General features: G+C 64.1%; 13 protein-coding genes. 7 read left to right on the top strand and 6 right to left on the bottom strand.

Annotated features, from left to right (window positions below):
• Window positions 1-2 precede the first annotated feature (2 nt).
• On the top strand, window positions 3-695 hold the full coding sequence (locus A477_RS0104340; protein WP_017197798.1) for an ABC transporter ATP-binding protein: 693 nt from the start codon (window positions 3-5) through the stop codon (window positions 693-695).
• On the opposite strand, the gene A477_RS0104335 is transcribed toward A477_RS0104340, so the two are convergent.
• The 3 genes from A477_RS0104335 to A477_RS21975 are packed head-to-tail and all read right to left on the bottom strand — an operon-like array spanning window position 673 to window position 3,688.
• The gene (locus tag A477_RS0104335) at window positions 673-1,854 is read right to left on the bottom strand and encodes an ABC transporter permease (protein WP_017197797.1); all 1,182 of its coding nucleotides are present in this window, start codon (window positions 1,852-1,854) and stop codon (window positions 673-675) included. The two genes, A477_RS0104340 and A477_RS0104335, sit on opposite strands and share 23 nt — an antisense overlap.
• Entirely contained in the window at window positions 1,851-2,579 is a 729-nt protein-coding gene (locus A477_RS0104330; RefSeq protein ID WP_017197796.1) for an ABC transporter ATP-binding protein, read from the bottom strand. The genes A477_RS0104335 and A477_RS0104330 overlap by 4 nt, the downstream gene beginning before the upstream one ends.
• 14 nt (window positions 2,580-2,593) lie before the next feature.
• Window positions 2,594-3,688 (bottom strand): efflux RND transporter periplasmic adaptor subunit, encoded by a 1,095-nt coding sequence (locus tag A477_RS21975; RefSeq protein ID WP_017197795.1) that lies wholly within the window; start codon window positions 3,686-3,688, stop codon window positions 2,594-2,596.
• A gap of 199 nt (window positions 3,689-3,887) precedes the next feature.
• Between A477_RS21975 and A477_RS0104320 the strand changes: the two genes are divergently transcribed.
• Window positions 3,888-4,958, top strand: a complete 1,071-nt coding sequence (locus A477_RS0104320) for a Gfo/Idh/MocA family protein (RefSeq protein WP_017197794.1) — start codon at window positions 3,888-3,890, stop codon at window positions 4,956-4,958.
• Window positions 4,959-5,036: 78 nt separating this feature from the next.
• On the opposite strand, the gene A477_RS0104315 is transcribed toward A477_RS0104320, so the two are convergent.
• The 3 genes from A477_RS0104315 to A477_RS0104305 all read right to left on the bottom strand — a co-directional run bounded on the left by A477_RS0104315 (window position 5,037) and on the right by A477_RS0104305 (window position 6,976).
• Window positions 5,037-5,477 (bottom strand): DoxX family protein, encoded by a 441-nt coding sequence (locus A477_RS0104315; protein ID WP_017197793.1) that lies wholly within the window; start codon window positions 5,475-5,477, stop codon window positions 5,037-5,039.
• A gap of 63 nt (window positions 5,478-5,540) precedes the next feature.
• The gene (locus A477_RS0104310) at window positions 5,541-6,212 is read right to left on the bottom strand and encodes a phosphonatase-like hydrolase (RefSeq protein ID WP_017197792.1); all 672 of its coding nucleotides are present in this window, start codon (window positions 6,210-6,212) and stop codon (window positions 5,541-5,543) included.
• Window positions 6,209-6,976: a GntR family transcriptional regulator gene (locus A477_RS0104305; protein ID WP_020372790.1), complete on the bottom strand. Its 768-nt coding sequence runs from the start codon at window positions 6,974-6,976 to the stop codon at window positions 6,209-6,211. The genes A477_RS0104310 and A477_RS0104305 overlap by 4 nt, the downstream gene beginning before the upstream one ends.
• A gap of 127 nt (window positions 6,977-7,103) precedes the next feature.
• Between A477_RS0104305 and A477_RS0104300 the strand changes: the two genes are divergently transcribed.
• From A477_RS0104300 to A477_RS0104280, 5 genes are all read left to right on the top strand, one after another.
• A complete protein-coding gene (locus A477_RS0104300; protein WP_157367030.1) occupies window positions 7,104-8,357 on the top strand; it encodes a TIGR03364 family FAD-dependent oxidoreductase in 1,254 nt (417 codons plus the stop codon).
• Window positions 8,358-8,399: 42 nt separating this feature from the next.
• Window positions 8,400-9,314, top strand: a complete 915-nt coding sequence (locus tag A477_RS0104295; RefSeq protein ID WP_017197789.1) for a phosphate/phosphite/phosphonate ABC transporter substrate-binding protein — start codon at window positions 8,400-8,402, stop codon at window positions 9,312-9,314.
• Window positions 9,314-10,120 (top strand): phosphonate ABC transporter ATP-binding protein, encoded by an 807-nt coding sequence (locus tag A477_RS0104290; RefSeq protein ID WP_017197788.1) that lies wholly within the window; start codon window positions 9,314-9,316, stop codon window positions 10,118-10,120. Before A477_RS0104295 ends, A477_RS0104290 begins: the two co-directional genes overlap by 1 nt.
• Window positions 10,117-10,971: a phosphonate ABC transporter, permease protein PhnE gene (gene phnE / locus A477_RS0104285; protein ID WP_017197787.1), complete on the top strand. Its 855-nt coding sequence runs from the start codon at window positions 10,117-10,119 to the stop codon at window positions 10,969-10,971. Before A477_RS0104290 ends, phnE begins: the two co-directional genes overlap by 4 nt.
• Before the next feature lie 114 nt (window positions 10,972-11,085).
• Window positions 11,086-12,195 (top strand): FAD-dependent oxidoreductase, encoded by a 1,110-nt coding sequence (locus A477_RS0104280; RefSeq protein ID WP_017197786.1) that lies wholly within the window; start codon window positions 11,086-11,088, stop codon window positions 12,193-12,195.
• The last annotated feature ends 34 nt before the right edge of the window (window positions 12,196-12,229 follow it).

The raw sequence follows: 12,229 nt of genomic DNA, 5'->3' as shown, positions 1-12,229 counted from the left end.
CCGTGATCGTAGTCAAGGACCTGGTCCGTCAGTTCAAGTCCGGTGATCGGACCATCAAGCCAGTAAACGGGGTCAGCTTTGAGCTCGACAAGGGCTCGCTGGCGTCGATCGTCGGCAAGAGCGGCAGCGGCAAAAGCACGCTGTTGTCCCTCCTGGGTGCGCTGGACAAGCCCACCTCGGGAGACGTCGTCGTGGACGGCGTCAGCCTGGCCGGATTGCCGGACGGCAAGCTGACCGAGTACCGTCGCCGGGACATCGGCTTCGTGTTCCAGCAGTTCAACCTGATTCCCAACCTCAGTGCCGTGGACAACGTCATGCTGCCCATGGAGTTCGCGGGCATGCGCAAAGCGGCACGGCTGCAGCGGGCCAGGGAGCTGCTGGAGCAGGTGCAGTTGGATCCGGAGAAGCACTCGCGCCGCACCAACCGGCTGTCAGGTGGCGAGCAGCAGCGCGTCGCGATTGCCCGGGCCCTGGCCAATGAGCCAAAGCTGATCCTCGCCGATGAGCCCACCGGAAATTTGGATGAGCAAACCGGCGAGCACATCATCGAGCTGTTGAGTTCCCTGAGCCGCGATCACGACACCACCATCCTGGTGGTCACGCATGATCGCAGCCTGGCGCAGAAAACCGGGCGCTGCTTCCGTCTTCAGCAGGGCAGGCTCACCGAGGAGGTCAGAACCGGATTGCGTCGATGACCTTGACGCGCACTGCAACGAGCGCAGGGATGGCTCCGGCGAGTGCGCCCACGAGGACAGCCGCACCAAAGCCCATCAACGCGGCGTCAAAGGGGAAGGCCGGATACTCGGTGAGTCCCGGCGCGACCTTCGATTCGATCCACGGGTGCTTCACCACCGCGACTGCCAGCATGACGCCCGCCAGGCCGGCAACTGCGGTGGCCACCACGGATTCCATCATGACGCCCACGAAAATCCGCCCGGACGTTGCCCCGAAGCTGCGCCGGATGCCGATTTCACGGACCCGGTAGCGCACGGTGACCATCGAAATGTTGAGCATCCCCACGGCTCCGAGCAGGAGCACCAGCCCGGCCACGCCGCCCACCACCAGCTGGACGGGGGCCAAGGGATCTCCCCATGCTGCATAGTCCATGCGGTTGGCCTGGGCGTAGTAGCCGGGGAACTGGCCTTGGAGATCGGCGGAGATTGCTGCGGTGAGGGCTCCCGCCTGTGCCTCGCCAACCCAGATTTTGAACTCCGACATCTGCGGCTTGATTCCGGTCATGGCCGCACCCTCGGCAAGAATGAACGCGGAAGGCGGCGAGTCCGGGTAGGAATCAGGCACGACGCCGATCATCACCGCCGTTGCCGGCTGGTCACCGGGGATACTCACCGTGGGATGGGTGGTGAGGTTGGGCCTGCCCGCTTGGTTATAGAAGGATTCAGAGACGACGACGGCGGGTGCGAGCCTTTTGCCGTCGTCGGCAGCGAACCAGCTTCCTTGCTGAAGCGGGACCCGGTGGATGACGCCGTAGCCGACATCCACAATGGTCACGTTCACGGTTGTCACGCCGCGGGGAAACTGAAAACCGGCCTGGGTCTGGCTGACGTGCGTGGAGGTGGTGATGCCGTAGCGCTGTTGAATACCTTGGTAGGCCTTCTCAAGTTTTACCGGGTCCGGCATGGTTGGCCCCTGGACGTTCAGGGATAGCGTAGCCACCCGGCCGCCGTTACGTTCGGACTGAACTTTCATGCCTTCCCGGGCCAAACTTCCCACGCCCACCACAGAGGTCAACGCCGCAACGGACAAGGCAACACCCAGCAGGGCCAGGAGAATGCGAACCTTATTGATGCGGAGTTCCTGCCATGCTTCAACGAGCGTGGAAATGAAGCCGGTCATGCGCCGGCTCCGGCGGGAACCGGCGCCGGCAGCGGGCTGAGCACCCCGGAGTCCAGGCGATAGCAGGCTCGGGCCAGGGCTGCCACATTGGTGTCGTGCGTGATGGTCACCAACGCGGCGGCCGTTTCCGTGGCCACGGTATCCAGCAGGGCCATTACGGACTGTCCGGTTTCCACGTCCAGCGCACCGGTTGGTTCATCGGCGAGGATCAGCCTCGGCCTGCGAACCAAAGCACGGGCGATGGCTACGCGCTGCTGCTCGCCGCCCGAAAGCATGTTGGGCATGGTCTGGGCGCGGGAGGCCAGGCCAACCCGGTCCAGCATGTCCATGGCAATCTCGCGACGTCGCCGGAACTCCTTGCCTTTGGCGTAGAACAGCGGCGTAATGACGTTGTCCAAAGCACTGCGGCCAGGCAAAAGGTTGAACTGCTGGAAAACGAAGCCCACCGTGGAGCCCCGCAGCCTGGCGCGGGCGTTGTTGCCCAGCCGGTCCGCCGGCTGGCCAAGGAAATCCAGCTCGCCCGACGTCGGAATGTCCAAAAGTCCAAGCAAATTGAGCAGTGTCGACTTGCCACAGCCGGAACGGCCCACGATGGCCGTGTGGTCTCCGCTGCGGACCTCGAGGTCAATGCCCCGGAGGATATTCAGCTGCTGGTCGTCGGGCAGCCTGACGGATCGGGTGACTGCCCTGAGACTGACGAGGGTTTCTTTAGGTGATTCGTCCATGCCGTTAGCTGCCCTCAGCCCATCGGGCCGTAGACGGCTTGGCCCGGACCCATCAGGGGATCGTGAACGGCCGGTGCCCCGGGAACGAATTCCAGGACCTGTTCGCCTTCGGTCAGTCCGGAGGTCACTTCCACCACAGAGCCGTCGTTGAGCCCAAGCTGGACAGTGCGCTGCTCGGGAGCGGCACCCGTTCCTCCCGGGCCGGCGATCCACACGATCCCGTCCTTCACGCTGCCCTTCACGGAGGTCAGTGGAACAGTCACCACGTCGGGGGCAACTCCGGCGCTGACCGTCATGGTGGCGCCAAGTCCTGCGAAGACCTGTTGGCCTGAAGGAACCGGGCAGCTCAGCGTTCCTGTAGGAGTGCCGCCCTCTTCCGGTTGGTTGCCTCCGCCGGGGCCGGCAATCGCTGCGCCGACGCCCATGCCGGCACCTCCGCCTGTGGCGGCCAGCCCGCCCGAGGCCGCTCCGCCGTCGTCGGACGCGTTGTTCTTGAGCGTCACGTCGGCGCACTGGAACGGCGCCGGTCCACCTACCAAGGCGATCTCCGCAGGACCGGGTTTGCCCAGCAGGCGGTACTGTTGCGCGGCTGTGACGGATCCCGCCACGGTGTACGTTCCGGGATCGATCTTGCCCACGGACTCGCCCACGGTCACCTGCTGGTCAATGAGGGTTGTGAGCTGCTGCAGGGTTCCGGCACCCGGCGCGAGGATGTCGAAGTAGTCGTACACGGGCTTGGGAGCTGTTTGCGGCCCCTCCTGAGAAGTCTGGGTGGCGGCGACCGCGCGCTCAGCCTTGACCTGGAAAAGGACCTCGCCCTTGGCGACGGTGGCACCTTGCTCAACGAAGACCTGGACCACTTTTCCCGCTGATGTGCTGCGGACGGTCTGGGCTGCGTCGCTCTGTACGGTGCCCTTGATTTCCACGGTGTTGGTGACGGTGGCTCGCGTGGCCGGGACTACCGGTATGTCCACCTGAGCCAAAGGTGCGGGTTCGGCAGCGGCCGATTCCAGGCCGTCCACAAAAGCGATCTTAACCAGGGCCACCGCAATAATCGCGAAAACCAACAGCCAGGCAACCGGCAAAATGACGCGCCGAAAAGTACCCATCCCTGCTCCATTTCGGTAACTCCCCACAGAACCTCTGCGAGGGATGATGGCCTAAGCCTAGGCGAGGAAAATCGTCGGTCCGGTCATTCGTATGACTTGACAGAATGCTTACCGTGTCGCGAGCGTCGTTACGGCAGCGAGCGGCGTAAAAGTGTGCGCACCACGTCCTTGATAACTGCGGAATGAGAGGATAAACGGCATGACACTTCCTATCGCCGTGCCGTGGCTTTCCACCCAAACCAACCAGGATCCCCGGGCAGCCACCGGGCGGCCCCTGCGATGGGGAGTGGTATCTACAGGCAACATCGCCAACAGCGTTTCCCAGGACTTGGCGCTGCTTGATGATGCGGAGCTGTACGCCGTGAGCTCCCGCACCCAGGCTGCGGCGGATGCCTTCGCCCGTACGCTCGGCTTTACCAAGGGCTACGGGGACGACGACCGTGTACCCGGCTACCAGCGTTTGTTCGACGATCCCGCCGTAGACGTGGTCTACGTTGCTACGCCGCATGCCCAGCACTTCCAGATCGCAGCCGCCGCTTTGCGGGCAGGGAAGCACGTACTGTGCGAAAAGGCCCTCACCATCAACGCCCGCGAAGCCAGCGAGCTGGTGAGGCTGGCCCGGGAACAGAAGGTGTTCTTCATGGAAGCCGTATGGAGCCGCTTCCTGCCCAGCATGCAGCGGGCATTTTCCATCGCGGCCTCCGGTGAGCTGGGGCAGATCCAGTGGGTCAGCGCCGACCTCGGATTCCCGGCACCCTACGATCCCGCCGCACGGATCTGGGCCCTCAACGACGGCGGCGGAGCGCTGCTGGACATCACCGTCTACCCGTTGCTCTGGGCACTGGGAACGTTGGGCTTTCCGCAGTCGGTCACCGCGATCGGCACCCTCAACGATGACGGCGTGGACAGCCAGAACGCCCTGACCCTCGGCTACGACACGGGTGCCCAGGCGCAACTGACATCGTCATTGATGGCGCACGGACCTCGGACCGCAACGGTGGCCGGCGGGCTCGGGTTCCTGCAGGCCGTGGGCTCCGTGAACAACCCCCGCGAGCTGATGATCCGTCTTGGTTGGGACGAGCCACGTCGCGAACATTTTGACGTTGTGGGCATCGGCTACACCTACGAACTCAGGGAGGTGAACCGCTGCATCCAGCAGGGCCTCACCGAGAGCCCGGTCATGCCTCTGGAAGACTCTATTAACGTCATGCGCCTCTTCGACGGGGTGCGGTCACAGTTGGGTATTCGGTACCCCAACGATGCGCGCTGACCGCCACCAAGGCCGCCATCCAGCCTGGTGGCTCAGCTCGCTGGGCGCGTGCCGCCGTCGTGGGTTGACTCAGCTGTACTAACGCCCTTGGCGGGCCGGTTGCCTTGCCAGCTTGCGGTCCAAGGACAACGCGCCGGGCCCAAGGAAGACGAACGCAATGGAGATCGCGACGTAGATAATCAGGAGCTCCGCGGTGACGCCGGATTTGTCCGTGAGCAGGGGTTTGCCCGCTTCGGTCACGAACCAGATCCCCGCGAACATGATCGCAGCCAGGAATCCAGCCACCCGGGTCAGGGCGCCGAGTACCAAGAGCAGGCCAAGGCCCAGTTCGCCGGCGATCACCAGCCACGCCACGATCTCCGGCTTCTGCACTCCCATGGCGGCAACCGACGCGGCGAATGCAGCATGCCCGGCCATGAACTTCTGGAAGCCGTGCACCATGAGGAGCGCACCGAACACCACTCGCAGGATGGTGACGCCGCGGGCAGAGGACTTGGGAGACGGGTGAAGGAATTTCACGGGTTCCAATCTTCCATGCCTGCAGGCCTCCCGCCAACACGGCATACGCCACCCGGCGGGTTGCTAGGACAGCAGCGCCGGAATGTCCTTCACGCCCTCCAGAATGTGGTGGTGCGGGTGCGCGGCCAAAGCGTCGCGGTCCAGCTTGCCGGTGAGGACACCCACGGCGGTGACGCCCGCGTTGTTAGCTGCGGCGAGGTCGTTCACGGTATCGCCCGCCGCGATGACTGCGCGGACATCCTGCACACCCGTCAGTTCCATGGCCCGGTGAATCATGTGCGGTGCCGGCCTGCCAGCGGCTACTTCGTCGGAGCATACGACGGCGTCCAGCAGGTTATCGTCGTCGACGCTCCAGCCCAGCCGTTCCAGGAGAGGCTCGGCGACGTCGCGTGAGAAGCCGGTAGTCAGGGCCACTTTGATGCCTTGGCGGCGGAGTTCGCGGAACGCGTCTTCTACGCCTTCGAGCGCAACCGGGGGGTTGGCGTCGTAGAACTCCACGAGCAATTCCTTGAAGCGCTTGAAGGAGGCAGCCACTACTTCCTGCGTGGCCACCCCTCCCCCGGCTTCAATCAGCGCCGTAATAGCCTCAACTTTGTCCGCACCCATCCACTCCTGCACAGCCCCTGCCGTGGTGGTCACCCCGGTTTCTTCAACGCAGCGGGCAAGGGCTACGTAAACGTCGCCATGTTCGTCGATGGTGGTTCCGGCCATATCGCAGGCAACAAGCTTAATCATGGGGTGGCTCCTTCAGTGTGGATGCGGACCAGGGCGGCCCGGCGGTCCACGGTGTTGTCGATGGTGAAGTTGGTCAATGCCGGCAGGTAGCGGTCCTCGGAGTATTCGAGGGGTTGCCCGTCGGCGGATCGGGTGATGCGGCGTTCACGCAGGAGCGGAATACCTTCGGGTTGCTCCAACAGTTCGGCGTCCTCGTCACTGGCAGCGACGGCGTCAATGGTGTGGCGGGCACTGTGCAGGTCCACGCCTTGTTCCTTGAGGAACGCGAAGATGGACCCGGAATCGGTGTCGAAGTCGAACAGTTTCCGGCCAACGTCCAGGATGAACGTGGTGCGCTCGATCATGGCCGGAGCCTCATCCAGGTAGCGGACGCGCAAGACCTCCACCACGGTGGTCCCGGGCATCAAGCCAAGTGCCTCCGCCGCTTCCGGGCTGGCTTCGCGCCGTGCCACCTCAAGGGTCCGCTGGCCGGGCTTTTTGCCGATCCCGCTGGCCCATTCGGTGAACGAGTTGAAGGTGGAGAACGATTGCGATGGTACGGACGAGCGCACCATGGGAGGTCGCCCGCGCCCGCCGGTCACAGCACCTTCAGACCGCAGAAAGGCGAGCGCTTGGCGAATCGGACCACGCGACGTTCCGAACTCGCGGCACAGCTCCGCCTCGCTGGGTAACTGGAACCCCGGAGGCCAGTCTCCGTCAGTGATCCGGCGCATGAATTCCTCGCTGAGACGGACGTGGAGGGGCGCATTCTGCTGGGTGCTCACAAGTTGATCATACAAGTCCGCCCGGCGATCCGAACTGGTTTTGAGGCGTTCCAAGTGAACACACCATGAATTTAGGTGAACAAATATTAAATTCAGATTAACTTGTATATACAAGTCCTGTTCTGGCTTGATTCCCCTTCCCGGAGCGGCCAATGTCAGTGGTGTGAACAACCCGAGCACCTCTCCCAAAGCCGCTAACAGCAGCCCAAGCCAGCCTGCCGACGTCGTGATTGTCGGCGCCGGAATTGTGGGACTGGCCCACGCCGCCCACGCTGTTGCCAACGGCCTGACCGTCACCATCATCGAGCGCGACCACCACGCAGCCGGCGCTTCCGTGCGCAACTTCGGCCACTGCTGCGTCACGGCCCAATCCGGCGAACTGTATGAACTCGCGCAGACCTCCCGGAAGTATTGGCTCGAGTTTTCCGAGCGCGCCGGATTCTGGGCCGCCGAAGCGGGAGCCGTAGTCCTTGCCCGGTCCGAAGCCGAAATGAATGTCTTGCGTGAGCTCTCCGCTGCGCGGGAACCGGGACAGGTCGAGCTGCTCACCCCCGCCGCGACGCGGGCCCGTCTGGGCTCGTCGGCTTCCGCGACTGAAGAAGCGCACGACGACGGCGGTACCTCAGGCGCAGAATGGCCCGGCCTGATGGGCGGTGCTTTCCTCCGGGACGATCTCCGGGTGGATCCCCGTACAACTGTCGCAAAGTTGGCCGAGTGGTTAAGCCGGCAGCCCGGCGTCGAACTTCACTGGAACACGGCCGCGCTGGGCTTCAACCAGAATCCTGAAGGTGTCACCGTCCAGACGTCGCGCGGCGAGCTCCACGCGCAGCACGTGTTCGTGTGCGTCGGCCACGACGTCGATTACCTTTTCCCGGACGTTGCAGAGGACCACCGGATTCAACGTTGTGCCCTGCAGATGTCGCTGGCGGCCAAGCCCACCGGGGTCGGGTTCGCGCCGGCAGTTCTCACAGCAACATCGATGCTCCGGTACCCGGCGTTCACGGACATGCCCGCTGCTGCAACGCTGCGCTCCGAAGTGCTGGAGAACCAGCCCGAACTGTTGGAGATCGGCGCCAACGTCATGTTCACCCAACGCCCCGACGGCACCATCATCCTGGGTGATTCGCACCACTACCACCGCACGGCCGATCCGTTCCTGGACGAATCCGTTACCGCCACGCTCAACGCTGAAATCACCGGCCGGATCGGCAAACCGCTGGAGATCATCCAGCGCTGGCAGGGCATCTACGCGTCATCCGACGTGGCGCCGATCCTGGTCCGCGAAGTCCAGCCCGGCCTCACGGTGGTGTCCGTGACTTCCGGCGTCGGAATGACCCTGTCCTTCGGCCTGGCACACCGCAATGTGTCGCGCCTGCACTGATTCATCCTTTGTACCCGCACTCCCCTTCGCATAAGGACTCCCATGAAAACCACGCTCCTCACCGGTTCCGCGCTTGCCCTCGCCACCGTTCTGGCGCTCACTGCCTGTGGCGGCCCGGCACAGTCCTCCCCCGAGGCCACAACGGCTACCTGCCCGAACGGCGAGATCAAGTTCGGCATCGAGCCCTACGAAGACCCGGCCAAGCTCAAACCGGCCTACGATGTCCTGGCTGCAGCCCTGTCCAAGAAGCTCGAATGCCCTGTCAGCGTCCAAGTTGTGGAGGACTACGCCGCCGAGGTCCTGGCTATGCGCAACGGCAAGCTGGACCTGGGCCAGTTCGGCCCCCTAGGCTACGTATTCGCTGACGCCAAAGCGGGTGCTGAGCCGCTGGTTTCGTTCGGCACTGCGGAGAAGGAACTCAGCACCTACACCGCGGGGATTTGGGTACCCAAGGACAGCCCCATAAAGGCCATCGGTGACTTGAAGGGCAAGTCCCTCGCCTTAGGCAGCGTTGGTTCCACTTCAGGCGATGTCCTGCCCCGTTTCGGCCTCCGGGAAGCCGGAATCGCCGATGCCGACATCAAGATGGACTACACCGGTGGCCATCCTGAAGCCTTGCTGGCGCTCACCAACGGCAAGGTGGACGCAGCGCAGATCAACTCGCAGACGCTCGCCACGGCCATTGCCGCCGGCACCTTCACTCCGGAGAGTTTCCGCCAGGTGTGGACATCCAACCCCATCCCCAACGATCCCATCACCGTCCGCGGCGATGCCGATCCCGCATTCAAGGCAGCCGTGAAGGATGCGTTCCTGAGCCTTGATCCCAGCGATGTAGCCAAAGTGGGCGAGTTCCTGGATGTCACCCCGCCGGGACCCCTGCTGGAGGTCACCAAGGACAACTACACGCCCTTGTTTGAGCTCGCCGAGACCATGGGCCTCACCGAGAAGGATCTGTAATGCCTCGCGCCGGGCAGGGCCCGCTTCTCTCTGTGCAGGGCTTGCGCAAATCCTTCAACGGACGGACCGTGCTGCAGGGTGTCGACTTCTCCGTTGCAGCCGGTGAGCTGGTGGCTTTCCTGGGCGCTAACGGTTCCGGCAAGTCCACCACCCTGCGCTGCGTCATGGGCATCACTTCGCCGGATTCCGGAAGCATCAGCATCGACGACACTGCGCTGGAGAACCTGCAGGGCCGTGAACTGCAGCAGACGAGGCAACGGATGGCCATGATCTTCCAGAAGATCCATTTGGTCCCCCGTCGCACGGCCCTGGACAACGTCTGCGCCGGCGCACTGTCGCGGATCCCCACCGTCCGCTCACTCAGTCCACTGCTGTTCCCCGCCGACGTTCAACAGGAAGCCCTCGACTGCCTGGACCGGGTCGGCCTCGCGGACCGGGCATTCGACCGTGTCGGCCGTTTGTCCGGCGGTCAGCAGCAGCGCGTGGCCGTAGCCCGGGCACTTTGCCAGCGGGCCGACGTCGTACTCGCCGACGAACCGGTGTCCGCATTGGATCCGCACGCTGCCGAGCAAGTCATGGCGCTGCTGCGGGAACTCGCGCATTCGGAAGGACTGGCCGTGGCCGCTGTGCTGCACCAGCCCGACCTCGCACTTCGGTACGCGGACAGGTCCATCGGCCTACTCCAAGGCTCCATGACCTTCGACCTCCCCTCCCCAGAGGTCACGGCGGAGCACCTCGATACCTTGTACGCCCCGGACAGGATCGCTTCCGACACGATCGTTTCAGACAGGACCCAGGCAGCATGACTCCCCACACCTTGACCCCGGCCGTCGCGCGACGGGGCTCTTCGGCCCAACCCCGTGTGGCACTGGTCCGCCCGAAGAAGCCGCTGCGGTGGATCACGACGGCGGCAGTGGCTGCCGCCGTCGTCGGACTTCACGCCGTGGCCATCGAAGGGACGGACTTCAAACCCGAACTTTTGGTTGATGGCTGGCAGGGCATGGCAGCGTTCATCGGCGACGCCTTCCCGCCGGACCTCAGCTGGGAGAAGACGCTCAAGCCTGGCCTCGAAGCCACGCTTGTGACCCTGTGGATCGGACTCCTGGGCACCACGTTATCCGTGCCGTTCGCCCTGCTGCTCGCAGCGCTGGCTGCTGAGAACACCAGCCCGCACCGGCTTGTGTACCAGGTTGCGCGCGCCATCCTTTCCTTCTTCCGCGCCGTGCCGGACATCGTGTTCGCGCTGATCTTCGTCACCGCCGTCGGCCTTGGACCGTTTGCGGGCGTGCTCGCCCTGATCTGCCACAACACCGGCGTGATGGGAAAACTGTGGGCGGAGTCGATGGAGGAGATCGACGCCGGCCCCCAGGAAGCACTCCGGACCGCGGGCGCCAACCGGATCCAGCAGGTAGCCAACGCAACGCTGCCCATGGTGGTTCCTCAGTTCGTGGGCCTGCTGCTCTACCGCTTCGACGTCAACGTGCGTTCCTCGCTGGTCCTTGGCCTGGTGGGCGCCGGTGGCATTGGCCTGCTGATCAACCAGTCCATCAAGTCGTTCCAGTTCGACTCCATGCTCACGCACATCCTGATCGTGCTGGTGCTGATCATCGTAGTGGACCAGTTCTCCGCGTGGATCCGTCGGCGTCTGGCCGCGTAACCTGCGTGCCTACCCACCTGGGAAGCAGTTCAGGTGGGTGGATGGGGGCAGAATGGGAGGTGGCCCTCTTTGGGGGTCGTGTTTTCAAGAGGGCCGACGGCGGATGGAGCAGGCATGCAGATTGACGTTGTAGTTGTTGGCGGAGGAGCCATGGGATCGGCCGCCGCGTGGCAACTCGCCCGCGCGGGTCGCTCGGTGGTTCTGTTGGAGCAGTTCGAGGCCGGACACCACATCGGCGCGTCCCATGGCGCCACCCGCAACTTCAACACCGCGTACGCAGAAGCCGACTACCTGGACTTGCTCGCCGAGTCGAAAATCCTCTGGGATGAGCTCGCGGCAGAGCACGGCGCACCGCTCCTGGACATGGTGGGGCTCGTGAACCACGGAAACGTCCCCCGCCTGCAACAGGTGAGGGAAGCACACGAGGCCCGCGGCATCGAAAGCTACTTCATCTCCCCCGACGAAGCCGCTAACCGCTGGTTGGGGATGAACTTTGCCACCGATGTGCTCTTCGTGCCTGGCTCCGGCCGGATCCGCTCCGCCGACGCTTTACTGGCGCTGCGGAAATCAGCTGAAGCCCACGGTGCCGTTTTCAAATACTCGACGCCTGTCAAGGACATCCGTGTCACGGGTGGCGAATCAGCCGTGGTGGTAACGGAGGAGGCGGAGTACACGGCCAGCCGCGTGGTGGTCACAGCCGGCGCCTGGACTCCGAAACTCATCGGCAAGCTCACGGATCTGCCCCCTTTGGTGGTAACCCAGGAGCAGCCGGCGCACTTCACTCCCAGGGACAACACGTTGGTGTGGCCGAGCTTCAACCACAGCCCGGACCCCGATCCGAACAACGAAGCCTACGAGTACTGGTACAGCCCCGTCTACGGGATGCTCACCCCCGGCGAAGGCGTGAAGGCCGGATGGCACGGAGTCGGCCCGGTCATGGATCCGGACGAGCGCACGTTCGAGCCCATCCCCCACCAGATGGAAGCGTTGGTGCGGTACGCAGAAGAGTGGCTTCCCGGCGTCGACCCTTCCACCGCGGTTCCCATCAGCTGCACCTACACCACCACACCCAACGAGGACTTTGTGCTGGACCATTTCGGTCCGCTGGTGGTGGGCGCTGGTTTCTCGGGCCACGGTTTCAAGTTCACGCCGGCTATTGGCCGGGTGCTGAAGGACATCGTCGACGGCGGCGTGGCACCGGAGCGGTTCCACGCGGAACGCTGAATCCACGCTTAAAAACAACCGGCCCGCAGGCATC

The sequence above is a fragment of the Arthrobacter sp. M2012083 genome, from assembly GCF_000281065.1.
Classification (GTDB): Bacteria; Actinomycetota; Actinomycetes; order Actinomycetales; family Micrococcaceae; genus Arthrobacter.
This window is presented reverse-complemented; position numbering and strand designations above follow the sequence as displayed.

Bases quoted from the DNA above. Each gene is read 5' to 3' on its own strand.
- A477_RS0104335 (WP_017197797.1), bottom strand. From the start codon at position 1,854: ATGACCGGCTTCATTTCCACGCTCGTTGAAGCATGGCAGGAACTCCGC.
- A477_RS0104330 (WP_017197796.1), bottom strand. From the start codon at position 2,579: ATGGACGAATCACCTAAAGAAACCCTCGTCAGTCTCAGGGCAGTCACC.
- A477_RS21975 (WP_017197795.1), bottom strand. From the start codon at position 3,688: ATGGGTACTTTTCGGCGCGTCATTTTGCCGGTTGCCTGGCTGTTGGTT.
- A477_RS0104320 (WP_017197794.1), top strand. From the start codon at position 3,888: ATGACACTTCCTATCGCCGTGCCGTGGCTTTCCACCCAAACCAACCAG.
- A477_RS0104310 (WP_017197792.1), bottom strand. From the start codon at position 6,212: ATGATTAAGCTTGTTGCCTGCGATATGGCCGGAACCACCATCGACGAA.
- A477_RS0104295 (WP_017197789.1), top strand. From the start codon at position 8,400: ATGAAAACCACGCTCCTCACCGGTTCCGCGCTTGCCCTCGCCACCGTT.
- A477_RS0104290 (WP_017197788.1), top strand. From the start codon at position 9,314: ATGCCTCGCGCCGGGCAGGGCCCGCTTCTCTCTGTGCAGGGCTTGCGC.
- phnE (WP_017197787.1), top strand. From the start codon at position 10,117: ATGACTCCCCACACCTTGACCCCGGCCGTCGCGCGACGGGGCTCTTCG.
- A477_RS0104280 (WP_017197786.1), top strand. From the start codon at position 11,086: ATGCAGATTGACGTTGTAGTTGTTGGCGGAGGAGCCATGGGATCGGCC.